The sequence below is a fragment of the Desulfobulbaceae bacterium genome (assembly GCA_015231515.1).
GTDB lineage: Bacteria > Desulfobacterota > Desulfobulbia > Desulfobulbales > VMSU01 > JADGBM01.
Window position 1 is genome coordinate 1 of sequence record JADGBM010000041.1, and the last position, 24,740, is coordinate 24,740.

At 44.8% G+C, this 24,740-nt stretch carries 32 protein-coding genes and 2 pseudogenes; 24 read left to right on the top strand and 10 right to left on the bottom strand.

Translation table 11 applies throughout. The annotated features are described in order from the left end of the window. Nucleotides 1-25: 25 nt before the first annotated feature. The gene (locus HQK80_08310; GenBank protein ID MBF0222215.1) at nt 26-292 is read right to left on the bottom strand and encodes a hypothetical protein; all 267 of its coding nucleotides are present in this window, start codon (nt 290-292) and stop codon (nt 26-28) included. A gap of 432 nt (nt 293-724) precedes the next feature. On the opposite strand from HQK80_08310, the gene lon reads away from it, so the two are divergent. The 24 genes and pseudogenes from lon (at nt 725) to HQK80_08430 (ending at nt 16,755) form a co-directional block, all read left to right on the top strand. Continuing rightward, entirely contained in the window at nt 725-3,022 is a 2,298-nt protein-coding gene (gene lon / locus HQK80_08315; protein MBF0222216.1) for an endopeptidase La, read from the top strand. A gap of 117 nt (nt 3,023-3,139) precedes the next feature. Further along, nucleotides 3,140-3,277 (top strand): hypothetical protein, encoded by a 138-nt coding sequence (locus HQK80_08320; GenBank protein ID MBF0222217.1) that lies wholly within the window; start codon nt 3,140-3,142, stop codon nt 3,275-3,277. Continuing rightward, nucleotides 3,274-3,426: a hypothetical protein gene (locus HQK80_08325; protein ID MBF0222218.1), complete on the top strand. Its 153-nt coding sequence runs from the start codon at nt 3,274-3,276 to the stop codon at nt 3,424-3,426. The genes HQK80_08320 and HQK80_08325 overlap by 4 nt, the downstream gene beginning before the upstream one ends. Nucleotides 3,427-3,532: 106 nt before the next feature. Beyond that, entirely contained in the window at nt 3,533-4,687 is a 1,155-nt protein-coding gene (gene mltG / locus HQK80_08330; protein MBF0222219.1) for an endolytic transglycosylase MltG, read from the top strand. Between the two features lie 156 nt (nt 4,688-4,843). Further along, nucleotides 4,844-5,077, top strand: coding sequence for a type II toxin-antitoxin system Phd/YefM family antitoxin (locus tag HQK80_08335; protein ID MBF0222220.1), 234 nt, complete (start codon nt 4,844-4,846; stop codon nt 5,075-5,077). Beyond that, nucleotides 5,074-5,472, top strand: a complete 399-nt coding sequence (locus HQK80_08340) for a type II toxin-antitoxin system VapC family toxin (GenBank protein ID MBF0222221.1) — start codon at nt 5,074-5,076, stop codon at nt 5,470-5,472. Before HQK80_08335 ends, HQK80_08340 begins: the two co-directional genes overlap by 4 nt. Nucleotides 5,473-5,650: 178 nt before the next feature. Further along, the gene (gene gspG, locus HQK80_08345; GenBank protein ID MBF0222222.1) at nt 5,651-6,088 is read left to right on the top strand and encodes a type II secretion system major pseudopilin GspG; all 438 of its coding nucleotides are present in this window, start codon (nt 5,651-5,653) and stop codon (nt 6,086-6,088) included. Nucleotides 6,089-6,561: 473 nt separating this feature from the next. Continuing rightward, the gene (locus HQK80_08350; GenBank protein MBF0222223.1) at nt 6,562-6,813 is read left to right on the top strand and encodes an AbrB/MazE/SpoVT family DNA-binding domain-containing protein; all 252 of its coding nucleotides are present in this window, start codon (nt 6,562-6,564) and stop codon (nt 6,811-6,813) included. Then, entirely contained in the window at nt 6,807-7,154 is a 348-nt protein-coding gene (locus HQK80_08355) for a type II toxin-antitoxin system PemK/MazF family toxin (protein ID MBF0222224.1), read from the top strand. The genes HQK80_08350 and HQK80_08355 overlap by 7 nt, the downstream gene beginning before the upstream one ends. Nucleotides 7,155-7,292: 138 nt before the next feature. Continuing rightward, entirely contained in the window at nt 7,293-7,682 is a 390-nt protein-coding gene (locus HQK80_08360; GenBank protein ID MBF0222225.1) for a nucleotidyltransferase domain-containing protein, read from the top strand. After that, entirely contained in the window at nt 7,675-8,094 is a 420-nt protein-coding gene (locus HQK80_08365; protein ID MBF0222226.1) for a DUF86 domain-containing protein, read from the top strand. Before HQK80_08360 ends, HQK80_08365 begins: the two co-directional genes overlap by 8 nt. A gap of 685 nt (nt 8,095-8,779) precedes the next feature. Next, nucleotides 8,780-9,202 (top strand): hypothetical protein, encoded by a 423-nt coding sequence (locus HQK80_08370; protein ID MBF0222227.1) that lies wholly within the window; start codon nt 8,780-8,782, stop codon nt 9,200-9,202. Then, a complete protein-coding gene (locus HQK80_08375; GenBank protein ID MBF0222228.1) occupies nt 9,199-10,497 on the top strand; it encodes a hypothetical protein in 1,299 nt (432 codons plus the stop codon). The genes HQK80_08370 and HQK80_08375 overlap by 4 nt, the downstream gene beginning before the upstream one ends. 179 nt (nt 10,498-10,676) lie before the next feature. Continuing rightward, a complete protein-coding gene (locus HQK80_08380) occupies nt 10,677-11,012 on the top strand; it encodes a hypothetical protein (GenBank protein ID MBF0222229.1) in 336 nt (111 codons plus the stop codon). 126 nt (nt 11,013-11,138) lie between these two features. Continuing rightward, nucleotides 11,139-12,452, top strand: a complete 1,314-nt coding sequence (locus tag HQK80_08385; GenBank protein ID MBF0222230.1) for an ATP-binding protein — start codon at nt 11,139-11,141, stop codon at nt 12,450-12,452. 57 nt (nt 12,453-12,509) lie between these two features. Next, nucleotides 12,510-12,869, top strand: coding sequence for a hypothetical protein (locus tag HQK80_08390; GenBank protein ID MBF0222231.1), 360 nt, complete (start codon nt 12,510-12,512; stop codon nt 12,867-12,869). After that, nucleotides 12,866-12,976: pseudogene (locus HQK80_08395) on the top strand (AAA family ATPase). Before HQK80_08390 ends, HQK80_08395 begins: the two are co-directional and overlap by 4 nt. Nucleotides 12,977-13,042: 66 nt before the next feature. Next, on the top strand, nt 13,043-13,243 hold the full coding sequence (locus HQK80_08400) for a hypothetical protein (protein MBF0222232.1): 201 nt from the start codon (nt 13,043-13,045) through the stop codon (nt 13,241-13,243). Then, nucleotides 13,233-13,451 (top strand): PIN domain-containing protein, encoded by a 219-nt coding sequence (locus tag HQK80_08405; GenBank protein ID MBF0222233.1) that lies wholly within the window; start codon nt 13,233-13,235, stop codon nt 13,449-13,451. The genes HQK80_08400 and HQK80_08405 overlap by 11 nt, the downstream gene beginning before the upstream one ends. Nucleotides 13,452-13,728: 277 nt before the next feature. After that, entirely contained in the window at nt 13,729-13,977 is a 249-nt protein-coding gene (locus HQK80_08410; GenBank protein ID MBF0222234.1) for a type II toxin-antitoxin system CcdA family antitoxin, read from the top strand. Continuing rightward, nucleotides 13,977-14,291: a CcdB family protein gene (locus HQK80_08415; protein ID MBF0222235.1), complete on the top strand. Its 315-nt coding sequence runs from the start codon at nt 13,977-13,979 to the stop codon at nt 14,289-14,291. Before HQK80_08410 ends, HQK80_08415 begins: the two co-directional genes overlap by 1 nt. Nucleotides 14,292-14,515: 224 nt before the next feature. Beyond that, complete coding sequence (locus HQK80_08420; protein ID MBF0222236.1) at nt 14,516-15,157, top strand: virulence RhuM family protein; 642 nt, start codon at nt 14,516-14,518, stop codon at nt 15,155-15,157. Between the two features lie 125 nt (nt 15,158-15,282). Next, nucleotides 15,283-15,597: pseudogene (locus tag HQK80_08425) on the top strand (virulence RhuM family protein). A gap of 660 nt (nt 15,598-16,257) precedes the next feature. Continuing rightward, nucleotides 16,258-16,755, top strand: a complete 498-nt coding sequence (locus HQK80_08430; protein MBF0222237.1) for a hypothetical protein — start codon at nt 16,258-16,260, stop codon at nt 16,753-16,755. Between the two features lie 513 nt (nt 16,756-17,268). Here HQK80_08430 and HQK80_08435 read toward each other — a convergent pair. The 9 genes from HQK80_08435 to pal all read right to left on the bottom strand — a co-directional run. After that, the gene (locus HQK80_08435) at nt 17,269-17,616 is read right to left on the bottom strand and encodes a carboxypeptidase regulatory-like domain-containing protein (GenBank protein ID MBF0222238.1); all 348 of its coding nucleotides are present in this window, start codon (nt 17,614-17,616) and stop codon (nt 17,269-17,271) included. A 75-nt stretch (nt 17,617-17,691) separates the two neighbouring features. After that, nucleotides 17,692-18,567, bottom strand: coding sequence for a metal ABC transporter permease (locus tag HQK80_08440; GenBank protein MBF0222239.1), 876 nt, complete (start codon nt 18,565-18,567; stop codon nt 17,692-17,694). Further along, nucleotides 18,567-19,316 (bottom strand): metal ABC transporter ATP-binding protein, encoded by a 750-nt coding sequence (locus HQK80_08445; protein ID MBF0222240.1) that lies wholly within the window; start codon nt 19,314-19,316, stop codon nt 18,567-18,569. Before HQK80_08445 ends, HQK80_08440 begins: the two co-directional genes overlap by 1 nt. A 10-nt stretch (nt 19,317-19,326) precedes the next feature. Beyond that, nucleotides 19,327-20,256, bottom strand: a complete 930-nt coding sequence (locus tag HQK80_08450) for a zinc ABC transporter substrate-binding protein (protein MBF0222241.1) — start codon at nt 20,254-20,256, stop codon at nt 19,327-19,329. A gap of 20 nt (nt 20,257-20,276) precedes the next feature. Continuing rightward, nucleotides 20,277-20,906: a hypothetical protein gene (locus HQK80_08455; GenBank protein ID MBF0222242.1), complete on the bottom strand. Its 630-nt coding sequence runs from the start codon at nt 20,904-20,906 to the stop codon at nt 20,277-20,279. 246 nt (nt 20,907-21,152) lie between these two features. After that, nucleotides 21,153-21,815, bottom strand: a complete 663-nt coding sequence (locus HQK80_08460; GenBank protein MBF0222243.1) for a response regulator transcription factor — start codon at nt 21,813-21,815, stop codon at nt 21,153-21,155. Continuing rightward, the gene (locus HQK80_08465) at nt 21,802-23,160 is read right to left on the bottom strand and encodes a HAMP domain-containing protein (protein ID MBF0222244.1); all 1,359 of its coding nucleotides are present in this window, start codon (nt 23,158-23,160) and stop codon (nt 21,802-21,804) included. Before HQK80_08465 ends, HQK80_08460 begins: the two co-directional genes overlap by 14 nt. Before the next feature lie 359 nt (nt 23,161-23,519). After that, nucleotides 23,520-24,056 carry an OmpH family outer membrane protein gene (locus tag HQK80_08470; protein MBF0222245.1) on the bottom strand — a complete coding sequence of 179 codons (537 nt, stop codon included), beginning with the start codon at nt 24,054-24,056 and terminating at the stop codon, nt 23,520-23,522. A 183-nt stretch (nt 24,057-24,239) separates the two neighbouring features. Continuing rightward, the coding region (gene pal, locus HQK80_08475; protein ID MBF0222246.1) for a peptidoglycan-associated lipoprotein Pal at nt 24,240-24,740 on the bottom strand (501 nt) is incomplete at its 5' end.

The following is a 24,740-nucleotide window of genomic DNA, read 5'->3' on the forward strand; positions in this document are numbered from 1 at the left end:
TAGGAGCTAATTTTCCTTCTCGAACTTACGCACCTTGCCGGACTTCGGAGAAATCGCCAATAATGGCCGGAGACTTAATCATGGCGCCGGGCTCAATTAACACATTCTGGCCAATCTTTATCTGGTTGCCGCTTAAAACGGCCCCAGCCATGATGATTGAAGCGCCGATCAGAGGCTGACCATCTTTATAGGCTCGTACCTGTCCTTTGGTCGCATCGCCTAACTCAATTGACAGCGCCGAGGCCGGGATTAAGTTGTTGTCAACTACAACAATGGTTTCGGGCAGCGGCATGTCGGTTTTTAGAAGTGAGCCGAACTCTGGGTATGTTTGATCGCCCACATATTCTTTAAGTTTTTTAAGAACTTCCCAGACGTTGACCTCGCCAAAAAGGTCGCGGTGCGCAAACTCGTTTAAGTCGAAAAAAGATTTGGTTGTCAGCATAGTAGTCTCATCTGTATTTGTGTATTGGTTGACTGGGTAATTGGTTACTTAACCAAATCAATTTGGGGTTGGCTATAATTTTTATTCGCGGCCGTATAGTCTTGTCATATTGACTTACTCTGCTAAGATGTTTAGTGTTGGCAAAAATAATATCCGGGGGTTTTCTGCCCCTTTAAATTTGTTTAAAATGGGAGAATTTGCGTGGATTTTAATGACTCGCTGACCAACGGTTTAGGAGATTTCTTTGATGTAGAAGGACAAGAGATTCCTGATGAATTGCCGATGATGGCTATTCGTGATGTGGTCGTTTTTAATTATATGATTATACCGCTTTTTGTCGGTCGCCCAGCCTCAATTGCAGCGATCAATGAGGCAATGATGAAGGATAACCTTCTTCTTCTGGTTACTCAAAAGGATGCTACTGTTGACGAACCAGGTGCTGAGGATGTCTATGGTGTCGGCATGGTCAGCATGATAATGCGCACATTGAAGCTGCCCGATGGCAGGTTAAAGGTGTTGGTGCAGGCTGTCAGCAAGGCCAAAATTGAAAAGATTATTCAATCTGACCCGCACTTTCTTGCAAAAATTTCAGTGATCAAAGATGAGGAGTTTGACGCAGAGTCTGTTTCTGTTGAGGTCGAGGCCTTGATGCGAACTGTGCGGGAAAATACCGAGAAGATTCTGATGCTCAAAGGGATCATGTCTTCTGATTTGATGGTTATCCTCAATAGTATTGAAGAGCCTGGACGTCTGGCAGACTTGGTGATCTCTAATCTGCGTATGAAGACCCCTGACTCGCAAGCGGTGCTGGAAACATTTGATTCGGTTGAACGTCTGCAAAAGGTCTCTGACTTTCTGCGCAAAGAGGTTGAAGTCTCTACTGTTCAGGCAAAAATTGAGTCACTGGCTAAGGAAGAGATGAGCAAGAGCCAGCGCGAATATTATCTGCGTGAGCAGATGCATGCCTTGAAAAAAGAGCTTGGCGACGTTGATGATCGCTCAGAAGAGATTGAAGAAATTCGTGTTAAGTTTTCTAAAACAAAGATGTCTAAGGAAGTTCGCGCCGAAGGCATGAAGCAGTTGAAGCGCTACGAGATGATGCACCCTGATGCCTCCGAGGCCTCAATTGTCCGGACTTACCTGGATTGGATTCTTGAGGTTCCATGGCAGAAAGGCTCAAAGGACAAGCTTGACCTAAAGGAAGCGTCCAGGGTTCTGGATGCTGATCATTATGGGTTGGAAAAGGTTAAGGAACGAATTCTTGAATTTTTGGCTGTCCGCAAATTGAGTAAATCGTCCAAGGGACCGATTTTGTGTTTTGTTGGGCCTCCAGGTGTGGGTAAAACCTCATTAGGTCAGTCGATTGCCCGGGCGATGGGCAGAAAGTTTTATCGTCTATCTCTGGGGGGTATGCATGATGAGGCTGAGATTCGAGGCCACAGGCGTACTTATATTGGGGCTATGCCTGGCCGAATTATTCAAGGCTTAAAGACGGCTGGCACCAATAACCCTGTCTTTATGATGGATGAGGTTGATAAAATCGGCTCGGACTACCGGGGCGACCCTTCATCGGCATTGCTTGAGGTCCTTGATCCTGAACAAAATGTTGAGTTTACTGATCATTACTTGAATATGCCCTACGACCTGTCGAAAACGCTTTTTATTGTAACTGCGAACATGACGGACACTATCCCCAGTCCACTGCTGGACCGGATGGAGATCATTCGCCTGTCGGGCTATACCCTGGAAGAAAAACTGGTTATTGCCAAGCGCTACCTGCTCTCAAGACAGATCAAAGAAAATGGGATTACCCGAAAGCATATTAAACTGAGCGATGCTACGCTTATCAAAATTATCAGTCATTATACGCGCGAGTCCGGTTTACGAAATCTGGAAAGAGAGATCGGCAAGGTCTGCCGGAAGGTGGCCCGTAAAGTAGCTGAAGGCAGCAAGGGGCCGTATGTAATTTCTGATCGGACGCTGGCCAAATATCTGGGGCCGCCACGATTTTTGCCCGAGACTGAATTAGGTAAAATTGATCAGCCCGGTCTGGCGACAGGACTGGCCTGGACAGAGGTCGGTGGTGAGCTTTTGACCATTGAAGTCTGTATCGTTAAGGGTAAGGGTGGCATTACAATGACCGGCCAACTGGGTGACGTGATGAAAGAGTCGGCTCAGGCGGCATTGAGCTATTGCCGGACCCGGCTTGATGTCTTGAAGTTGTCGGAGACGTATTTTGAAGAGATTGATATTCATATTCATGTCCCTGCCGGGGCGATTCCTAAAGATGGCCCATCTGCTGGTGTTACTATGGCAACGGCATTGTACTCGGCTCTGGCCGGGAAAAAGGTGCGGCAGGATATTGCCATGACTGGCGAGATTACCCTTCGGGGGCGAGTGCTTCCGATAGGCGGCTTGAAGGAGAAGGCTTTAGCGGCGTTGAGGGCCGGGATAGCAACGGTAATTATTCCGGCAGAAAATGAGAAAGATCTGGTTGAGATCCCCAAAGAGATTCGTGATCAGATGAAGTTTGTGCCGGTAAAAAACATGGATAAAATTCTTAAAATGGCGTTTGTGTAATGCCTCAAAGTGCTTTGGCCCAAGTTAATAAATGGTTCTATCTATCTTCTCATTGCGAAGTATTGGAGTAAAGCTATTAGCATTGACCTGGTAATCTTAAATCAGACCAGAAACCTTATGCTTCTTGATCAAATTACCCGGACAGGAAAAGTGATATGGGAAAGAGATTCTGAGGAGAGAGAAGTTTTTGAGTTGAAAATTCAGCATATGGCAATCGATTTTCAATTTCAGCGCCAGAGGGAAATGGGAATTTGAAGGAAAGGATCAGGCAGAAGATCGGCAGGGTTAACGAATACCTTCGACTGATACGAGAGTTGGAACCGGACTGCCGGGAGAAGTTTCAAAGTGATCCGCAACTGAGTGATGTCGAAGAGTTCTTACGCCAAATAAAGAAAGTTCTGTGAAGGATGATATAAACTCTTTTTTCAGCCACAGACCCACACAGACTCACACAAACAACGGCGTTTTTTCGTGTTTTTTTGTGTGGTTTCGTGGCTAATTTCAAAGCATATGGTATCGAATTCGCCAGATCCTGTTGATAATTTTGAAGTACCCCAGGTTAAAGAGGGCAAGAGAATCTCACGTTGGTTGATGGCTGTGCTGATCTCTTTGATTGTCGTGCCAGTTGGGTTTTATTCCTGGGTTTGGCTGTATGCTAATTCTCCTGGCGCTTCCGGATATTTTGAGAAGATACAGGTCTATATTCCGCCCAAAAGCGGGTTTCCGCAGATAGAAAAAATCCTCATTGAATCCCGTGTCATTGAAGACGATTTCCGTTTTCGATTACTGGCGCGTTATCTGGGGGTGTCGACCCGACTTAAAGCCGGGGAGTACGTTTTTACTGCTGAACATACCCCTTTGTTGATTCTTAAGGATATTGAGCAGGGCAAAACGATTCCTCGCACCTTGGCCATCGCAGAAGGGTTGAATATCTACCAGATTGCCGAGAAAATTGCTTCTGGCGGCTGGGGCAGACCAGATGAGCTGTTGCTGCTTATGTCTGACCCAGAATTTTTGAGTGAGATGGGGGTGCGCGCAAATAGTTTGGAAGGCTACCTCTTCCCTGATACCTATTTTTTTGAGCGCTCAGATAGTCCACAACATATTCTTGCCACTATGTTCAGACGCATGCAGACCGTTATTTTGACGGAGTGTGAAAATGCTTCCTTGGTTGAAGGAGTCTTGTTTGATTGTGATGGGCAGGCTGGTGAAGCGGTCAGCAAGGTTGAGAACTCCAAAGCTGTGGATCAAATAGTACGCCTCTCAGTCAATCAAGTCCTTACCCTGGCCTCTATTGTTGAGAAAGAAACTGGTTTTTCAGAGGAAAGGCCCTTAGTGGCTAAAGTTTTTATTAACAGGCTGAAGAAGGGAATGCGGCTTCAAGCCGATCCCACAGTTGTTTACGGGCTTAAAAAATTTGGCCAGCAACTTTCTCGAAAGGATTTAAAGACGCCAACGCCCTATAACACCTACACAGAAACAGGATTACCTGCCGGGCCGATCTGTAATCCTGGGAAAGCATCGATTTCGGCGGTTTTTAATCCTGCCGCAGAAAATTATCTGTATTTTGTCTTGCAGGAGGATGGAGGGCATTATTTCTCAAACTCCTTAAAAGAACACAATCAAGCAGTGGCAAGGCTGCGTAAGTTCGAGAAGGAAAATTAGCTCCTATGTGAGCAACATTTACGAAAATATATAGATGGTAAAGTCATTTTCGAAAGCTGCAAAAAATTTCGACTGTTCTTTTGATTTGACGGGACAATGTGACCATGATATTGTGGTCACTTGTGTGAGGTGAGGACTTTAAAATGAGGAAAAAGCATGACAAATACCGTGTCGAAATCTTGTTTCAAACCCAAGGCCCTTAAGTTTTTTCGCCAGGTACAAGAGACTGGCCAGGAGTTGATCATCACAGACCACGCTAAGCCAGTACTGAAAATAATTCCATTTCATAAAGAAACGCAGTTAGTGTTGGAAGAATTGCGCAATTCAGTTCGCCGTTATGATGACCCTTTAGTTCCGGTCGGTCAAGATGACTGGGAGGCTTTGAAGTGATTGTGTTGGACACTCATGTATGGCTTTGGTGGATAAGCAACCCTGAAAACCTTTCAAAGAGTGCTTCCAAGGCCATCTCCAGAGCAGTTGATGAAAATGGGATAGTTATTTCAACCATATCGACATGGGAGATAGCTCTATTAGTTGATAAGCGGCGGTTGGAACTTTCAATTGATGTTCGGGATTGGGTTCGTAAAACTGAAAGTTTGCCTTTTGTTCGTTTTATACCAGTAGATAATACCATCAGCTTGCGATCCGTAACTTTGCCGGGCGAGTTCCATCCCGATCCTGTAGACCGGATTGTTACAGCAACGGCAATGACTATGGGTTTGCCTCTTGTTACTCGCGATAATAAAATTATCGCCTACCCTCATGTTCAGACTATCTGGGGGTAGTGAAGTCATATTATGGTTTTCGTAGTTGGTGGAGATGGACAGAAACACTCTTTCGGCTTGAAGGTTATCGGCTGATATTATATAAATGTAAATGGCTGCTAGTTGAAACATACCGAGCTAACCTAGATAAACCCAAGAACGTAAAACTTATAAACATGGTGTGATACTAATGAAAAAAATGTTTCGTTTGCTTCGGATACAGCAAGAACTTGATAATCAAAAAGGCTTTTCCCTTATCGAGTTGTTAATTGTAATGGTTATTTTAGGACTTCTTGCCTCACTTGTTGGGCCTAAGATGTTCGGTAAACTTGGAATGGCCAAACAAAAAACAGCCAAGACCCAGATAGAGATGCTGATGACGGCCATGGACTCGTATCGACTTGATGTCGGCAAATACCCCTCAAGCCAGGAAGGTTTAGAGGCCCTTGTTGAAAACACCGGATCCGATAAATGGGCTGGGCCCTATTTGCAGAAGGGCGTACCGAATGACCCTTGGGATAATCCATACAATTACGAGAACCCTGGTCAAAATGGCGAGATAGACATCTCTTCGTACGGTGCCGACGGACAATCCGGCGGCGATGGTGAAAATGCCGATGTAGGTAGCTGGGAGTAGGATTCTTTCTCCGTTCGACCACGACAAAAGGCAGTCATTACCAGCGTGAACACCCAGGTAATGTACTGCCTTTTTTGTTTGTAGGGGCAGACGATCAATTTCGTCTTGTCTGCTACATGTTTATGTAAAGGTGTTGAAAAGTAACTAGCAAAGCCCAAAAAACAGATTTCCTACAGGCCAAACAGGCCTTATTTTTTTGTTTTCATGTTTCTGTTGGCGATTATTTCAACTTGCAAAGTTGATTGGTTTTATTGGCTTTGACACCTTTATTATCCCACACTGACGAGGTTTTTTATAACATTATTTCCCAATCACGGATTTTGGGTAAACCGGACAAATCATTTTCTACAAGTCCGGACAGTTTACCTGTAAAAAAGATTGCCATCTCTCGTAACCATGTATATACTATGTGTATCCACTGCTTCCGCCAAACAACGGTAAGCGAAAAGACAACGACAAGCTAAGGTGAAAATATGAGAGCTGAAATTAAGAAATGGGGAAACAGTCAGGGGGTCAGACTGCCCGTGCAGCTGCTTAAAAAATCACACCTATCTATAGGTGATCCCGTAGAAATAACAACCGAAAATGAAAGTGTGATTATCAAGCCAGTTAGAAAAGATCCGCGTGGCAGACATGATCTTAAAAAATTAATGGCGGCCTTTCCAAAGGACTATGAGCCGCAAGAGTTCGATTGGGGAGGGCCGCAAGGCAAAGAGGAATGGTAACAAATGGGGAAAAATATATTCCAGACCAGGGAGATATTGTTTATTTAGATTTTAACCCTCAAACTGGCCGGGAACAAATGGGACCCAGGCCTGCTTTAATAATAAGCAAAAAGGACTACAATAAAAGGTTAGGTTTTGTGGTCGCATGTCCCATAACAAACACCCAGAGGCCATACCCGACTCATATAACCTTGCCTGAAGGAAAAAAGGTGAAGGGTTTTGTCATGGGCGAGCAGTTTAAGTCATTAGATTATCAACAACGCAAAATTGCTTTTGTAGAGAAAGCTGACATTGAAGTTCTTGATGACGTTTTGGCTATTGTGTATCCAATTATTTTTTAGAAAATCTCAACGTTGGCAAAAAATTACATACCCCTCGTAATAGTAACAAACAACGAGAAACATTTTAATGAAATCCCCGGGCTTTCTATTGCAAATTGGACTAAGAGCTAACAGACATTCAAGGTTTCATATATCGATATGACCTATAGCACACAGATAAAAGAAGTCTCCAAGCTGTTTCCTGACATCTGCGTGGTGACGGTTTTTGGGTCTGTGGTGTCTGGCCGCACCACACCTGATAGTGATATTGATATTGGTGTGGCGGGTGATAGGCCTCTTTCTTTTGATCAAAAAACAGACCTGCTTCTGGCCTTCTCTCGAGTGTTGGTATATGAAGTGGATTTGATTGATTTGCAAGCTGTCTCCGGTCTCATCTTACAACAGGCGTTATGCACCGGCAAAGTGATTATAAAGGATGACTTTGTCTATCCCGCCTTGATTAAAAAAATGTGGTTCGAACAGGTCGATATGATGCCACTTACTCGAATGGTACTTGAACGCCACTGCCGAAGGTTTGCCAATGGATAAAACAACTATCTATGTAAAAATTGAGTCCCTGGAGCGCTGTGTTGACCGAGTGATTTCAAAAGTTCCGGCCCATCGACATGACTTATCTGATGACTTGGATAGGCAGGATATTATCGTCTTGAATCTCCAGCGGGCTGTGCAACTCAGCGTCGATATTGCGGCACGTCTTGTGGCTGAACTTAAGCAGCCGGCGCCCATGTCTATGGCCCAGAGTTTTGAAATGCTTTTTCAGGCAGGCATAATTGATGCGGATATTGCAGAACGTATGCAGAAAAGTGTTGGGTTTCGTAATATTGCTGTCCACGAATATAGGCTGGTTGACTGGGATGTTGTTTACTCAATAGCCACCAAGCACTTAAGTGATTTTAATAAGTACGCCCGCCAGGTTATGAATTGGCTAGATCATCAGTGATGGTTCAGGCAATAGGTGGACAATAGGCGTTAAAGTAAAACCCCCCTCCCCATAATCCCCATACTTATTTGGTTCCGTGTCATTCCGTGTGTTTCAGTGGCTGAAAAAATCAAAAAGTGTATAGCTCAAATTCCCAGTCCTGTTTTTGTTTTTCTTGATGTCTGCACAGGAAATGATACCCTACGGATCGTTAATTCAACTGATATCATGAAATAATCGACTTTAAGGAACATCGATACAGAACGCTACACGTATAATGGAAAGAATCAGGCAGGAAATAGGAAAAATTAAAGAACACTTGGCTTTTGTCCGCTCTGTGAAAGAGGAATGCCTCGAAAAATTTAACACGGACAAGATATATCGTGGAGCTCTGCTCCATGATTACGAAAAAGGTTGAAACCGAGTATATTTGCAGAAAAGTTATGGAAATACTTCATGATATTGATGAGTATGTTTTGCAAATTGAGGGATCAATAGGCGTTTGAGGAAGGAGCCTTACCAAATAATGGGATGACTAATGCCGGTAGTTTTGATACAAATGCAAAATGATAGTGGTGAAGCGTATGAGAATTAGATCGTCAAGCTCAATTGAAGGTTCCTGCGCCATCTTGGCACACACTTTTCCTGGAGGATGGCATCATGCAAAAAGAACATTTTGATTTGAATTATGCAGGAAATCTACGTAATGAAACGGCGTAAAACCTTTAATCCTAAACGTCAAATACAAGAGAATGCTGATTCATCAGTGCTGGCTGAATTACAGAAGCGTGTCAGCTATTCCGGCAATCCAGAGCATAAGCGTAATCCCGGTGATTTTGGATTGATTCCACCGGCGTTGCCCCGCCCCGATAAAACACTTTGTGATGAGGTGAGTATTTTTACCCATAAGGTGGCATCACAATTGTTGCAATGTGGTATCAAAAAAGGTTTGATTAGTGTGCAGATGTGTGGAAATTTCCCCCAGAATGTCTGGGCAGTATCCGAAGGAGGTTTCTCCTTTGAAGCGCAGTTAGATAATTTTGAGCTTGGTTCTTACCATGGTTACCCCATGCCGGAAACTGACCCGTTTCGAGCTCATGTGCTGGAACATTGGAGTAACAATGTATGAGCAATAATATAAAACTGAACTTTGAATGGCTCTCGAGCGAGGCTACTACACTCGATCGTATAGCTTTTGCTGCTATTGATATTCGAGTAAATGGTTGTTCGGTAACTGAGCTTGAAGATATTAATGCGCGTACGATTCGTTCCACAGCGCGAGTATCCGCCTATCAGCTAGCTTTTTGGTTTGCTGCAAACTGGTGGAGACTTATTCATGAGCCAGAGCGTGAAACTTTGTCGTGGCGGATGAGTCACTGCCTTGGTGCCGCAGGCGGTGGTTTTGTATGGCCTGACCTTACATTTGCTAGTGATGGTGAATTTTTGTTGCTATCCAGTCGAAGTACAAGAGGACTGTTTGGTGCACCGGTCAGGTATATCAATAGTAGCGATGAAACTATTTCTCTGTCTGATTTTGGAGCCGAAATAGATCGCTTTATTGAAGCTGTATTAGAGCGTGTTGCAAGCTGTTCGACACAAATTACTCCATTGGCTGAGCTTTGGCAGAGTGTCAGAGAGGAGCGACAAACATTTGAAAGTTCGAAATGGAGAACATTTGAAGCCCTGTTGGGATGTGATCCGGATGAGGCGGATGAGCAACTGATAATTGAGATACAAGGCTATAGCTCTAAGTGGGGAAATAAGGCTGTTGAAGAAATTGTGGCTGGCACACAACAAAAAGCTGCAAAAACAATTGGGGAAATTGATGGATACTTGTCCACATCCCAAACAATGAAAATTCCAAATTTAACAAGCCTAAGATCAGAAATCAACACCCTTGATCAAGGACAATCGCCGTGGCGGAGGGCTGCTTATATGGCCAGCCAAGCTCGGGCTGCATGGGGGGTTGGTGCAACTCAGGTTATGAACGGCAAACTACTTGCCGACATTTTTTCATTGTCTGAAGATTTTGTGAACGGCACGCGCCAGGATGTTGGGGTGCCGATTGGAGTAGGTTGCCGTAATGACTATAGTAGTGATTATCTGGAAGTGGTGCTAACCAAACGACCACAGACTGGAAGGCACTTCGAACTGGCACGATTGATGGCTGACAATCTGATAGCGCCTTCTTCGGATGTGCTCTTGCCCGTCACATTGGCAAAAACAGCACGCCAGAAATTTCAACGATCTTTTGCCCAAGAGTTACTTTGCCCTTTTGCCGGACTTGCAGAGTTTTTAGGCAATCAAACGCCAGATGATGAAACGATAGAAGAGGCCGCAAGCTACTATCATGTTTCGCCGTTGCTTGTGAAAACAACGTTGGTAAATCGTGGGCGCTTGGGGCGCGATGTTCTTATTGCGTAATACCGGAACGAGGCAGTGGCTATTGATGAGATGCTTCCGGCCGTGGCCTTGTCGACAATAATTGTGTGCCGCAGAACTTGCGGTTGCACAAGCCCTTCAATCATACAAATGGTAAAACTCTGGCTTTGCCCGATGGTTATTTGGACTATTCTTGATTGCAAGACCTGGTATCCCAAAGTTTGCATGCTTTACAAGTAAGCGCGTTGGCCGATGTGCGCCATCTTATTGATGCTGCCCGGCAGCGGGTGGCCGGCACGGTCAATGCCGCGCTTACACAGCTCTACTGGCAAATCGGCAATCGGGTCAATTTAGAGTTGCTGCAAGGGAAACGGGCTGAATACGGCAAGCAAGTAATTGTCGAACTGGCAAAGCAACTCACCACACAATTTGGCAAAGGTTGGAGCGAGCGTCCACTGCGTTATTGCCTGCGCATTGCCGAAGCTTTATCACGAAATAATAAGCCACCTCAGTATCCTCAGCAGCAAGGCCTCTCCCCCCACCACCAACATCCCTGACATTCTACTTTTGTAAGCCATAAAGAACCTTGACTTTCTGTTTGTACAACTATAGAATTGCATTGAATTGCTGTTTTGATAGAGGGTGCATCATGAAGAACGGTTTGCCAAAAGGGATTTGCTTTCATGGAACGAGTGGTTGAAAAACAGGTCATAGCGTGGAAAGACGCGCCACGCCGTAAACCGCTAATTATCCGTGGGGCACGTCAAGTTGGTAAAACCTGGCTTGTTGAAAATGTGTTGGCGCAACAATTTGATAGTTTTGTGAAAATCGATCTGGAAAAGCGCCGTGATTTACATGCGTATTTTGCTGGTAATCTTGATCCCAAGGTACTGCTGGGGTATCTGGAATTAGCAACGAATCGTATTCTTCCCGGTAAAACTCTTCTTTTTCTTGATGAAATTCAGGCTTGCCCCCGGGCTATCACGGCATTGCGCTATTTTTACGAACAGCTGCCGGATCTTCACGTTGTCGCGGCCGGTTCCTTGTTAGAGTTTGCCTTTGGTGAAATATCTATCCCTGTTGGGCGAGTGCAATATCTGCACATGCAGCCAATGACATTCTACGAGTATCTCAGGGCAATGGGGAAAGAAGCAATGGCGGAGTACACGCTGGCGACGCCGGCCGGTGTTGATGAGCATGTTCAGCACATGATTCTGCAGGAGTTGCGACGCTATTTCTTTGTCGGCGGCATGCCTGAATGTGTCAAAACCTACCGTGATACTGGTTCAATGGTTGAAACCTTCCGTGTCCAGTCAGAAATTATTGATTCGTATCGTGATGATTTTTCCAAATATGTACCTCGCATCGACACGATGTGCCTTGATGCTGTTTTTCTGAATGTCGCTAAAAGTGTTGGTGAGCAGTTGAAATATACCCGCCTTAATGAGGGTCATTCTGGTCAGATGAATCGAAAAGCTTTTGATCTGCTGGTCCAAGCGAGAATAATCCATAAAATACCATCTTGTGATCCGACGGGTTTGCCGTTAGGAGCAACTGCCAATCCCAAAAAGTTTAAGGCAGCCATGTTGGATATAGGGCTTCTGCAGAGACTCTGCCAGGTGCCGGTTGAGTTGGAACTGCAGCAGGAAAATCTTTTAGCGATCTATCGCGGCAAACTTGCAGAGCAATTTGTAGCCCAGGAACTAATAGCATGGCACAGTTCAGAGTTGTTTTATTGGGCCCGAGATGTCCGTGGCAGTAGTGCCGAAGTAGACTACCTTACCGTTCGGGACGGAAAAATTTACCCCGTCGAGGTGAAATCCGGGGCAGGCGGGACGTTGCGGAGTCTCCATGGTATGCTGGAGCAATATCCCAAATGCCCGCAAGGGTTAGTCCTTTATGGTGGATCGTATAAAAGGTTGCCTGAGCAGAAAGTCGTCTTTATGCCACTATACTGTGCTTCCAACATCGGAGATAAAAGGCCTACTGTGGTTTAAAGCGAGTGTGATCGCTTACAAGTCAGCTATACTTAGGGGCGTTCTCTACAAGATATTATGCTTGTCGACCAGATTATCAATCAAGGGGCCTTACCAATAATGGGAAGACTAATGTCGGTCGTTTTGATACAATTGCAAAATGGTAGTGGCGAGGCGTATGAGAATAGAATCGGCAAGCTCAATAGCAGGTTTTTGCGCCATTTCCTGCACACATTTTTCCTGGAGGATAGCATCATGCAAAACGAACATTTTGATTTGAATGACATCCGGCATGAGCCAACGGATTCGCAACTGGAATCATTGATGGATTCGGTAGCGCAAGAAGCCAAACGGCGTGCTGATTTGGCGGCGGAAGCACTTATGCAGCGCCTGCGTGATGACATTGTTGCAGCTAATCGTTCACGGCCCTTATCATGAGCGAGGGGATTCTTCAGCCTCGCCTGATTGTCGTGGCTGGCCCTAATGGTGTTGGCAAGACTTCTATCACTGAACAGTTGCTCCGGCACGAGTGGATGGGGGGCTGCATCTCCATTTTCACCTAATATTAAGGGAGGTTTTTTATGCTTAATGTAACGGTAAAAAAACAGATCATTAGCCAGATGGGTTTGCTTGATTATGAGCACCAGAGACGTGTACTTGATTTTGCTCGAGCCCTTGTTGTGACTTGCCCAAAAGGCGTTCCTGGCAAACAACTCCTTTCGTTTGCAGGGGCAATACCTGCTGCTGATCTGAAGACCATGGGAGAGGCTATAGAAGATTCTTGCGAGAAGGTAGACCAGAATGAGTGGTAAATATCTGCTTGATACCAATATCGTGATCGCTCTATTTGCAGAAGACCCGTCTGCCCAAAAGCATATTGCCAAGGCAGGAGAGATATTCATTCCGGCCACTGTTATTGGGGAACTCTTTTTCGGGGCATTTAAGTCCGGACGACCGAAGGAAAATACCGCGCGTATAGAAAACTTTGCGATCGCCAATACCGCAGATATCTTATCCTAAACACCCTTTTACTTGTTAGGAGGATGAAATGGCTACGTTACAAGTAAGGTTCATAGTGAGATGTTTATGATATCCCCCTTCGAAGTCTCCTGCGTCGCGTATCTTCAAAGGGGGAAGTTAATGGTCCCCCACTTTGTAAAGGGGGGCCAGGGGGGATTTTCTGTTACGCTCTGGTAATCTGACAAAGTAGAGCTATTTAATTTAACATTTATTGTTGCAGTCTTGATGTTGTGTTGCTAGTATATGCGCATGATTAATACGCATATAGGGGATTGTCATGCAAACAACTTTTATTGATCAAACTGCTCCAAAGAAACCAACAAATGTTAGTATAAACAGTCATTTACTAAAATTGGCCAAGGAGTATCACATTAATCTTTCCCAAACTCTGGAAAAACGGTTAGTGGAATTGTTGCGTCAGGAGCATGCTCGGCGATGGCTGGATGAAAGCAATGAAGCAATAAATGCATATAATACACGGATAGAGTCTGATGGTGTTTTTAGCGACGGACTGAGACGGTTCTAATGGCACAATTTGACGTTTTTAAGAATCTCAGCATTCAAACAAAACAAGAAATTCCTTATCTGCTCGATCTGCAAGCCAATCTGCTTAATGACCTGGCAACACATGTGGTTGTTCCGCTTGTCAATACTACTTTGATGAGGAAGGCTGCGAAACATCTTAACCTGGAATTTGAGATTGAGGGTACACGTGTCGTTATGTCTACAGCAGAACTTGCTGGTGTGCCTGTAAGGATATTGGGTGAAAAGGTCTGCTCATTAAATGACGACAGGGATGAAATTATTGCAGCGCTTGATTTCCTGTTTGTTGGTTTCTAAGTTTTCCGCCTCACGCCTTTCATGCGTCTTGCAATTTTGCAAGCCTGACCCCCAATATGCACGAATTGAGAAAACAAGAAACTGCTTATAATGCTCATTTCACCCCTGAAAATGGACATCTAAGCACTGAAAACATGTTTTATTTTGGGTCAAATGACGAACAATCAAGGGGGAAGCTTTGTCCGACCCCGGTTTAGCTAGTAAATAATCGAAGGCGGGGCAACATGACGTCACAAACCGACAAAATCGAGATCATCCTTTACCAAACATCTGACGGCACGGTCAGGATAGCTACGGTTTTCCGGGATGAAACCATCTGGCTCACCCAGGCTAAAATGGCGGAACTTTTTGATGTGAAAATTCCGGCCATCTTCAAACACTTGAAAAACATCTTTGATAGCGGGGAGTTGGATGAAAAAGTGGTTGTTTCCATTTTGGAAAATACCACTCAACATGGTGCCATTGAAGGGAAAACCCAAAAAAAACAGGTCAAACACTTCAACCTCGACTCCATTATCGCCGTCGGTTACCGTGTAAATTCCAAACGGGCCACCCAATTCCGCATCTGGGCTACCAGTATCCTGAAAGAGTACATCATCAAAGGCTTTGCCATGGATGATGTGCGCTTGAAACAGGTTGAAAAATGGGATTATTTTGATGAATGGCTGGAACGTATTCGGGATATCCGGGCATCGGAAAAGCGGTTTTATCAGAAAATCCGGGATATTTATACCACAGCGATAGATTATGATAAAAACTCAGAAGATGCTCAGACCTTTTTCAAAAAGGTGCAAAACAAAATGCTATGGGCTATTACCGGTAAAACAGCAGCCGAAGTAAATATTCGGCTTGACGCTGGAAAATGACAAAAACCCCCCTAATTTAAATGTTCGTCATCGCTTTTCAGGGAGGTAAGCAGGCTTCTGAGTCTATACGACTGTATGTGAAGAAGCCTGATCGCCTTCCTGGGAAGTGATGCCGAATATTTACAGCCGAAGTGATAGAATCCCGCAGCAACCCCGATGCACCGAATATGGGGCTGACCTCCTGGCGCGGTTCTATTGTCAGAAAACAGGATACGGCGATTGCTAAAAATTATCTCAAGGCCGATGAGATAAAAGATCTGAATGAAATTGTAACCATGTATCTTGATTACGCTGAACGACAGGCCAGGCTGAGAAAAACCGTTACCATGGAACAATGGTCGGACAAACTCGATGCTTTTCTGGAATTCAACGAGCACGAATTGTTGACCCACGCCGGTAAGGTCAAGTCGGAGGTTGCGAAAAAGATTGCCAAAGAAGATGGTTTCGTAAAAACTCAATTTCTGGGATGGCTAAATAAAAAGCGTCAAATGCGAGGCGCGCAAATTTCGAGGAATGAGGCGGACTTGAGTACGCCGCAGTTACGAGATAATTTGCAGCAACGAAGCAGTTGGCGACTTTTTACGACGCCATCAAAGAACGGTATGAAGAATTTGATGCAACCGCAAAAAATCGGACGCACTGGCAGCGGATGAAGAAGACCTGAAAGAACTGGAAGAAATAGAAAAAGACTGCTCAAAAACAAAACTGATGATGAATAACAAAGAGTTACGTCCCATGGACAGTTGCTGGTTTACCAGGGACAAGGCCTAAGCGGAATGGACCGAGAGTATCGCTGTGGGAAGTAGTCGTTCGTCGATGGAATCAGGGAACAGCTACAACCGAGACTAACAGCCCGTAATGTTAAAGAGGTCGGCAGCCGTTACGAATTGAGAAAACAAGAAACTGCTTATAATGCTCATTTCACCCCTGAAAATGGACATCTAAGCACCGAAAACATGTTTTATTTTGGGTTAAATGACGAACAATCAATGGGTTAGTTTGTTCGACCCCCAAGTCTACAGCCCAAGTCTACAGAAAAAGCTCAACGAGACGAAAGGTGGGATTATCCTTTGGACGCGGTCAGAGAAATCGTGCTGAACATGATTGTTCATCGCGACTATAGGGCCAGCGCAGATTCAACAATCAAAATTTTTCCAAACAGGGTCGAGTTTTTTAATCCAGGCACTCTTCCTGCGGGAATGAACCTTGAAGAAATTTTATCTGGAAGAAGCGCTTCCAATCCAAGAAATAAACAAATTGCATCAACCTTCAAAGAAGCTGGCATTATAGAAAAATATGGCTCTGGCATTAAGCGGGTGCAGCAAACCATGCAAGCTGCCGGGGCGAAAAAGCCGCTTTTTGAAATGATTGGCAATTTCTTCAAGGTCACACTTTTTCCGAGAAATGGCGGAGTAAATGAATTGTTTGAATATATCAGGAGCAATCCAGGTGGGAAAAACTCTGACTTAAGAAGAGCTTTGGACCAGTCACAGCGCACTATCGAACGCTGGCTTAAGCAGCTCAAAAAGGAAGGAAAGATAGAATTTCGTGGTGCGTCAAAAACAGGAGGATATTTCCCCGCCAATAGAGATATTTAGCGTCTTTCTCCTAAGAGTTGATGAAGTGAGTATTCCGGAGTAATTCGGCCACTCATTCCGGAGTTATCCGGCCACCTAATCCGATTTAATTCGGCCACCCATTCCGGAGTTATCCGGCCACCCATTCCGATTTAATTCGGCCACCCAAAATTCAGGTCTACCCAGCGAAGGATACCCAGACTATGGAATAAACTGGGGAATAAACTGGGACAGACCACGATTATCCAGAGAATCATATTTGGGCATGTTTTCTGTCAAACGATAATTTCACATTGCATCGGCGACATAAAAAACGTGGTCTGTCCCCAATTGTCCGATTGTCCGTGTCCGTGTCCGCCCAATTGTCCGTGTCGCTGAAAATGGCTCGAAAGGTCCACTCCGTCTTTGCGAACGGAGTGAAGCAATCCAGAGGTTACTTGGTTTGAGCACCATGTTTCTGGACTGCCGCGTCGCTTCGCTCCTCGCAGTGACTGAGACAAGGAGCCAAGAAGACAAGGGGGTTACACTCTATCATTACTCAGGCTTTATTTCCGCCAAATCATCGGCGGTCAGCTCAAAGTCGCCGACATGGCTTTCTCCTGCTGAAACAACTACAGTCTGGGTAACTTTTGAAACAGGTCTATAGGAAAACTTACCTTCATTATCTGTAGTGCCCTCGAGAAGAGACTTGCCACTGGAGTCCACAACAACCACCTTGGCATTTTGCAGCTTTTTGCCGCTGGCATAAAAAGCCTCTACATAGACCTTCTCACCCTCAACATAAGCCCAGACAATAGCTGCATGTCCCCAGGCACTGCAAGCCAATATCAAGGCAAAAGCAGCCCCTAATGCCGACACAACTACTCTTTTTTTTGTAAACATTGTATCTCCCTTAACTCCATTAGTGTACAAGCTAAAAACATAGTCTTCCAATTATAGATGCACTGTAACCTCTCGCTACCCAGCTTTTCCAATAAAACTGCGCATAATAAGTGTACTATAAAATAAAAGGCTGGCTACCATGGCGATAGTCCCTCCAGTTGGTATTGGCAAATACCCAGACAGCAGCAGACCAAAAACAGTACTCACCGTTGAAAGCGCAACCGATATCCAGAAAAAGCTCCTGAGCCCTCTGGCAATATTCTGAGCACCAGCAGCCGGAACTACTATGAGAACGAGTACCAGCAAGGCGCCGATCAGCTTCAAGCTGGAAACCACCACAACCGTCAGTATAAGAATAAAAATGTAATCGTTTACTATAGGGTTAAAGCCCCGTGCTCTGGCCATAACCGGATTAAAACTTACCAGCATGGCCCGGTTAAATATCCAATAACCGCTGCATAGTGTAAGAATAGATGTAGCTGACAGTATGTACAGATCCTGATCATTTATCGTAATAAGATTGCCGAAAAGTATTGATTCAACCTGATGAATATTAAATTGCTTGGTCACCAGTACAAGCATGATAATACCCAAGCCCAGGGTCTGAGCCAGAATTACGCCAATAACGGTATCAACCGGCATTCGAGTGCGGTTCTTGATAAATGTCATCAGGAGCGCAACCAGCAGACAAAAGCCATACAGACCGGCGTAGGTTTGGCCAATAGGCTCACCAATAAGTAAACCAAGGGCGACACCAGTCATTGCCGCATTACCGATTGTCTGTGTAAAAAAAGCCATTTTCTTGGCAACGACCACAGTTCCCAAACCGCCAAGAATTGGCCCAACCAAACAAGCAGCCAAGATGCCCCTGGCCATAAAAGCATGCTCAAAAATCTCCGGCAAATACCCAGCCTTGGCGAGAGAAGAAATATATTGGTATATGAATTCCATCAGGCGCCCCGCCCTTCTCTTGACTGAGCTGAAAAGGCCTGCACGCCAAAAACTGCCTCTAAAATCTTCGGATCTTTTAAGTTCGAACTTAGCCCCGACCAAGTGACGGTACCATTAATTCCGGTCACTTTATCTGCGATACGCAAGACAGTGGACAGGTCGTGACTGACCATAATAACGGCTATCCCGTGCTCATCCCTTAAGTTGAGAAGAACTTGCTCAAAGGACCGAGCCCCCACCTCATCTATATTGCTGGCAGGTTCGTCTAGCAATAAAATTTCCGGTACGGGTGTTAAAGCCTGAGCGAGTAAAACCCGTCGCATCTCACCCCCAGAAAGCCCGCCGACTAAGCGCTCGGCAAGATGCGCACAATCTGTTTTTTCCAGACATGCCAGCACGTTATCCCGCATCGCAGTGGTCCGCCTGAAAATAATCGGGATATCCTGCATCATTAGCAGCAGAAAATCAGTTACTGTTAATGGCAAGGAATGATCAAACTCAAGAAACTGCGGGACATAGCCAATGCGGCCATTAGAGCAAAAGTTAAACCGTATCAAACCCTTGTGAGGCAAACTGCCGGTCAGGCAACGTATGAACGTGGTTTTCCCTGCACCATTAGGGCCGAGAACAGCGTGAAGAGTGCCCCGTTCAACATCCATAGTGACATTGTTCAATATGGTCTGCCCGCCAAGCTGCACGGACAAGTCTCGAACCTCTAGAGACATTTTCATATTCGGTTCATTTTTCATTTTTAATGGCCTACAAAGCTGCCTCGCTCCCTAAAGCGTTGACAATGGTATCGAGATTGTTCTGCATATCAACAACAAACTTTTCCGGCGAATAGGTTCCATTGGAAATATGACTTAATGAGTACATCCGGCAACCAGTTTCAGCAAAAATCGTATCAACATATTTCTTCTGGTAACTGACCTCTGTAAAAAGAACATTCACTTTCGCCTTTTTAATTCGATTGATTGTATCCGCCAGTTGACGTGCTGATGGTTCTATACCGTGGCGGGGCTGCACAACGGCATCTGTTTTAATACCCAACTCCTGAAACAGATAGGCATAGCCATCATGAACAGAGGCAATAGTAAGGGTTTCAGCCTTATTTTTGTCGAGTTTCTGTAGGGCATTCCGCAACATTTTCCGAAGAGTCACGGCGTAATTTCGAGCATTCTCCTTATAGAGATCAGCATGCTCAGGAACAAGCTTGCCCAGTTCTGAGGCTATAGTGTTAATCTGCTGAATCGCTCCCAGAATTGCAACATACGTATGGCTGTTATAACTGACACTTTCAGGCTTAGATTGCTGAGAATCATAGCTCTTATGATGACTAGCGATTAACGGTATTCCCGTATTCGGATGAATACGTTTGATATCGGCCTTACCAGCCGCCTGCAGCATCTCTTCAATGTAATCGTCATGCCCCAGAGTGTTCACCACAATCACGTCAAGCTTGCTCAGGCTTTCAATATCCTGTGGACGCATCTGATAGGAGTGTGGATCCACATTGTCAGGAATAACAGTTTGCAGATTCACGGTATCGCCTGCTATATTTGCAACCCAGGAGTAATAGGGGTGAAGGGTCACACCAACGTTAAGGGGTTCGGCAGCCAATGAAGCTGAACAGGTAAGCAATAAAACAGCAGTTGCAATACCAAACAGATTTCTAAGAGTATCTTTCATCGTTGAACTCCTTACTTCAATTATTTTTCTATCAAAACGGGAGATGACGGAGAAACTATCCAAAACCAGCCTTGTTCTGCTAAGCGCATTCCAGGGTAGCGCTGACCGCTTTCAGGATGTATCCATATCTGAACCGCCGCTTGCTGGTCTGGGTCATAATCCTTGCCAGGATGCGGATGTGGATGGAAATCTGCATGTAAATTTATAACCCTCAGAATTGCACTAGGTAGCGATGACTCTTTTGACGCAGATGTACCCCAATAATCGACCCAAGGGCCCCTGTCATACTTGACCCAGCTATAGGATCTCAAATCTCCAGGCATAAAATCTAATGCAAACGGCGGGATTGCCTCACTATTGAGCAGTTCAACATCAGGCCAACTGCCGCTATCTTGCCAAGGCATAATAATCTCGTTCTGCGAGGACAAAAAAGCCTGATAAATAGGCCGCTCAAGGTCGGTAAGCGTTGTATCGAGCCGTTGATACGGCTGGAGGGACAGGTTCTGCTTGGCCTCCGGCAAAAAGGCGACTCTGGCAAATGCCAAAAGCAACAGGAAGGCCACAACCACTAATACCCAGGCTGACTCTTTCCATGAATTAGCTGGTTCAACAATGAATTCGCGGCATCTTTCTGATTCAAGTTGCGACACAACACTCCTCAACAGTTATTGTATGTTCCGTTCCTGGCCCGATAAACAGAACCGATAATCACTCTTTGGTTTGTTCCCGATAGGGGTTCTGCCCAACATAATACATATATTTCAGATGATTCAGCAATAGGATGAACGCCTCATACTACTGGGCAATTGTCCCAGACCGTTTGGGAGACGCAGAATTCCTACGAGAATCACTGTTAAAAACAGCTAACATCCGGAATGCAAACAGAAAACAGATATCTACGAGATGGTATCCAGCAACCCCAAGTTTGCCGCATACCGTACAAGATCAACTGTAGAGTGAAGCTGAAGCTTACTCATGAGGTTGGCACGATGATTAGTCACAGTTTTGGGACTTATAAAAAGCCTTTCTGCAATATTTTTTGTAGTGATGCCTTGGGCCAAAAGACGTAGAATTTCTTGCTCTCGGGAAGTCAGATCCCCATAACTTTCATTGGCGATAGTGTCTAATCCACAATCAAGGAGTTTAGTCGCAACCTCCTGCGACAAGGCTGAGTCGAGATAGAACTCACCCTTAACAGCACATTCAAAGGCATTAACCAGGCATCGTGAAACTGATTCCTTAACAAGATAGCTAACAGCGCCGGCCCGAAGCGCTCCTAGAATATAGTCAATTTTTGAGTGCATACTGACGATGACAATCTGGTTTTGGGGCCTTATTACTTTAAGTATCCTGGTCAGCTGAATCCCGCTTTTATCCGGAAGAGAAAGGTCAACCACGGTCAGATCCGGCTTTAACTCTCGAACAGCTTCTTCTCCCTTTCTGGCGTCTGCCGCCTCACCGACTACGGCAAAATCGGACATCCTGCCGACAATCAGCTTAAGACTCTCGCGAAAGGTATCATGGTCATCAATGATTACTACTTTTTTAGTGGTCGGCATTTGTTGAACTCCAGGGAATTTCGATACGTATCTTCGTTCCTTTGTTGAGTCTGGATTGGATATGAAAAACACCATCATACATTCGGACACGTTCCTGCATTCCCAGCAAACCTAGGCGTTTGTTATGCTGTGCCTTAAGATAGCCTTCCTCAACATCAAAGCCTTTTCCATCGTCATCAATACGCAAAATAATGTTCGGATGAGAGGCAGTCAGTTTGATCTCAGCGGTGGTGGCTTGAGCATGCTTATGTATATTGTTCAAGGCCTCCTGTATCAACCTGTAGATGTTAATCGCATACGTATAATCCAGTTGCAGACTGTCAATCCCTGCCGTTGAAAAGTTCACTGCAATACCTGAATTTTTTGAAAAACCTCGGCAATAATCAGAAACCGCACTGGCCAGACCTATCTGTTCAAGCCCCGGCGGCCTTAAATTATACGAGAGTTCCCGCACTGTCTTAACGCACCGATCCAGCATCTTTTCCCACTCATGTATCTGCTGCCTCAAGGGGTCTTCATCCGAGTGCAGCTCGCTCCAGATTGACTCGCCCGCTACTTTCAACGCCGACAGCTCCTGGGCAACATTATCATGGAGATCAAGCGATATCTGCTGCCTTTCGCTCTCCTGAATTTTCAACAACTCCTGACTCAGAATATGAATTTGCTCCTCAGCTCGCATCTGCTCTTCCTGAGCAGTTTTACGTTCAATAATTTCGCGTTTAAGTTCAGCATTTGCGCCAGAGAGTTCTCTGGTTCGCTCTTTTACCTTTCTGTCTAATTCGCTATAGCTGACAGAAAGTTTTTTTGCCATATCATTAAACTCCTGGGCCAGAAATTCAAGTTCATCTCCCGATGAAAGAACCAGATCATAATCAAGATTGCCGTCACCTATCCGCTTTGCACCTTCTTGTAATACTCTCACCGGCCCCAGAATTGAGCGCATCATTAACACAAGAATACCAATGACCAAAATCGACATAATCACGATTGAAGACCAGACAAAAATCCGGGCACTTCGATATTTATCGGAGACATAAGCCTCGGCACGGCCGAGCTCAGTCAGATGAATCTTCAGATGCTGATCGAGAATTGGCCCCAGTGAGGTTAATTCCTGCCGTATCAGCTCTGAAACCTCCTCAAGGTCGGCATCCTGCCATCCAGAGACCGATTGTTTCATGATGTACTCGGACAGGCTCATCGTGCGGATTGCCTTATGCATCATGTCATGAGACGCTTTTTCAGCAGAACCGGCCAAATCCTCCTGGTCACTGTGCGAAGAAACAATTTCTCGTAACTTAATGATTTCATGGGCAATCTGTTGACGGTCGATATGTTTATTCTTCAAGCCAAATTCCAAAGTCACTAATAACTCTTTTAATTCCAGCAAAGCGAAGGCACTGGGAGTAACATTCTGCTTGATCTCGGAGAACTGGTTGTGAATGGTTGAAAAAATATATATGTAATAAAATCCAGAAAGGACAATACAGAAAATCAGTGGGAGAGAATATATAATGAATTTATCACGAAGACTGCGTTTGAACATACTCATATTAATGATATAAAACCCACGATATAAGAGAGGGATATGCAAAGAAACCGATGGGCAGCAACACGACCAAAACAGAGCCCTAAACAAAAAAATCCGGCAGAGGCTTTTAGCTCCTACCGGATCGATATATAATTCAACTAAAAAAACCTAGATAGCTATTTTGCCATTTTCTCATCAAGAGTTTTTCGAACAATCTCGCTGATATCAAGACTTTCATCAGCATACAGCAGACCGTTGCTTCGTGATTTCTCAAAAACAAGGCTCAGTCCCTCCTTTTTACCAACCTCAGTAATAACTGTTTGCAGTTCTTTGAAAATAGGGTCAAGAACCTTTTTTTCAAGTTGCTTCATCTCGTACTGCGCATCTTCCACCTTGAGCTGGTACTCTCGTAAGTTTTTCTGGTACTCACGTTCTTTTTCGGCCCGAACCTCTTCGCTCCAGACAGAGCTTTTCTTCTCTATTTCCTTGGCCTGTTCCTGAATGCTTTCCTGTTCACCTTTAAATTTTGGCTCCAGTTCACTTTTTTTGGCCTCTAAAACTTTACGCGCCTCCTGACCAACTTTAGCGCTGTCTATAATCTCCTGGATACTGATTATCCCAACCTTAAGTTCCTTTGCTGAGGCCGTAAGTGGCGCAGCAAAAAAGGCGGCAATCAAAAATGCGAACACTACAATTCGTGACAATCTCTTCATGAAAAACTCCCTATTACTTTTTTTACGTTTGATTTATTCTTTCAAAGATTTTAATACAAAAGCAGTTAAACTCATTGCTGTTACCAAGGCAATAAAAAAACCGCGATAAACCGTTAAACAAAAATTTATCGCGGTAACAGTTAATGCCTTGGCGGTGTTTTAATTACACCATACAACTGATGTTTACTTCAGAACGAAATCAGCCCTTCTATTCTGAGACCATGCCAACTCGTCATGACCATGGTTCAACGGTTTTTCCTCACCATAACTGATAGTACTGATTCTGTTTCCTGCCACACCTAAGTTCATTAAATATTTTTTAGCACTAAGAGCTCGTCGCTCACCAAGTGCCATATTGTATTCATTGGTTCCCCTCTCATCACAATTCCCTTCAACAGTAACCATAGCCCTTGAATTGTCTTTAAGATACATTGCATTATTTTCAAGTCTTTCCTTCTGGCCATCTTTGATATTTGACTGATCAAAATCATAATAGACCGGCAGCATCGGACCAGTAGTTCGACCTTCCAGAATAGTTAACGACTGATTATTTTGCTGTGAGGCTGAGTCAAGTGACTCCTCGGATCCCATACCAGATCCTTTAGATGCCGAATCAGTGGCTGCTTCTTGTGTTCTCTGACTGCTATCAGCCACTGCACTATCCGTTTCACCCGTTGAACTTAC

Bases quoted from the DNA above. Each gene is read 5' to 3' on its own strand.
- HQK80_08470 (MBF0222245.1), bottom strand. From the start codon at position 24,056: ATGAAGAGATTGTCACGAATTGTAGTGTTCGCATTTTTGATTGCCGCC.
- HQK80_08415 (MBF0222235.1), top strand. From the start codon at position 13,977: ATGGCACAATTTGACGTTTTTAAGAATCTCAGCATTCAAACAAAACAA.
- lon (MBF0222216.1), top strand. From the start codon at position 725: ATGATGGCTATTCGTGATGTGGTCGTTTTTAATTATATGATTATACCG.
- HQK80_08375 (MBF0222228.1), top strand. From the start codon at position 9,199: ATGAGCAATAATATAAAACTGAACTTTGAATGGCTCTCGAGCGAGGCT.
- HQK80_08460 (MBF0222243.1), bottom strand. From the start codon at position 21,815: ATGCCGACCACTAAAAAAGTAGTAATCATTGATGACCATGATACCTTT.
- HQK80_08385 (MBF0222230.1), top strand. From the start codon at position 11,139: ATGGAACGAGTGGTTGAAAAACAGGTCATAGCGTGGAAAGACGCGCCA.
- HQK80_08390 (MBF0222231.1), top strand. From the start codon at position 12,510: ATGCTTGTCGACCAGATTATCAATCAAGGGGCCTTACCAATAATGGGA.
- HQK80_08350 (MBF0222223.1), top strand. From the start codon at position 6,562: ATGAGAGCTGAAATTAAGAAATGGGGAAACAGTCAGGGGGTCAGACTG.
- gspG (MBF0222222.1), top strand. From the start codon at position 5,651: ATGTTTCGTTTGCTTCGGATACAGCAAGAACTTGATAATCAAAAAGGC.
- HQK80_08405 (MBF0222233.1), top strand. From the start codon at position 13,233: ATGAGTGGTAAATATCTGCTTGATACCAATATCGTGATCGCTCTATTT.
- HQK80_08410 (MBF0222234.1), top strand. From the start codon at position 13,729: ATGCAAACAACTTTTATTGATCAAACTGCTCCAAAGAAACCAACAAAT.
- HQK80_08445 (MBF0222240.1), bottom strand. From the start codon at position 19,316: ATGAAAAATGAACCGAATATGAAAATGTCTCTAGAGGTTCGAGACTTG.
- HQK80_08335 (MBF0222220.1), top strand. From the start codon at position 4,844: ATGACAAATACCGTGTCGAAATCTTGTTTCAAACCCAAGGCCCTTAAG.
- HQK80_08360 (MBF0222225.1), top strand. From the start codon at position 7,293: ATGACCTATAGCACACAGATAAAAGAAGTCTCCAAGCTGTTTCCTGAC.
- HQK80_08435 (MBF0222238.1), bottom strand. From the start codon at position 17,616: ATGTTTACAAAAAAAAGAGTAGTTGTGTCGGCATTAGGGGCTGCTTTT.
- HQK80_08450 (MBF0222241.1), bottom strand. From the start codon at position 20,256: ATGAAAGATACTCTTAGAAATCTGTTTGGTATTGCAACTGCTGTTTTA.
- HQK80_08355 (MBF0222224.1), top strand. From the start codon at position 6,807: ATGGTAACAAATGGGGAAAAATATATTCCAGACCAGGGAGATATTGTT.
- HQK80_08365 (MBF0222226.1), top strand. From the start codon at position 7,675: ATGGATAAAACAACTATCTATGTAAAAATTGAGTCCCTGGAGCGCTGT.
- HQK80_08440 (MBF0222239.1), bottom strand. From the start codon at position 18,567: ATGGAATTCATATACCAATATATTTCTTCTCTCGCCAAGGCTGGGTAT.
- HQK80_08420 (MBF0222236.1), top strand. From the start codon at position 14,516: ATGACGTCACAAACCGACAAAATCGAGATCATCCTTTACCAAACATCT.
- HQK80_08310 (MBF0222215.1), bottom strand. From the start codon at position 292: ATGCCGCTGCCCGAAACCATTGTTGTAGTTGACAACAACTTAATCCCG.
- HQK80_08370 (MBF0222227.1), top strand. From the start codon at position 8,780: ATGAAACGGCGTAAAACCTTTAATCCTAAACGTCAAATACAAGAGAAT.
- mltG (MBF0222219.1), top strand. From the start codon at position 3,533: ATGGTATCGAATTCGCCAGATCCTGTTGATAATTTTGAAGTACCCCAG.
- HQK80_08430 (MBF0222237.1), top strand. From the start codon at position 16,258: ATGATTGTTCATCGCGACTATAGGGCCAGCGCAGATTCAACAATCAAA.
- HQK80_08320 (MBF0222217.1), top strand. From the start codon at position 3,140: ATGCTTCTTGATCAAATTACCCGGACAGGAAAAGTGATATGGGAAAGA.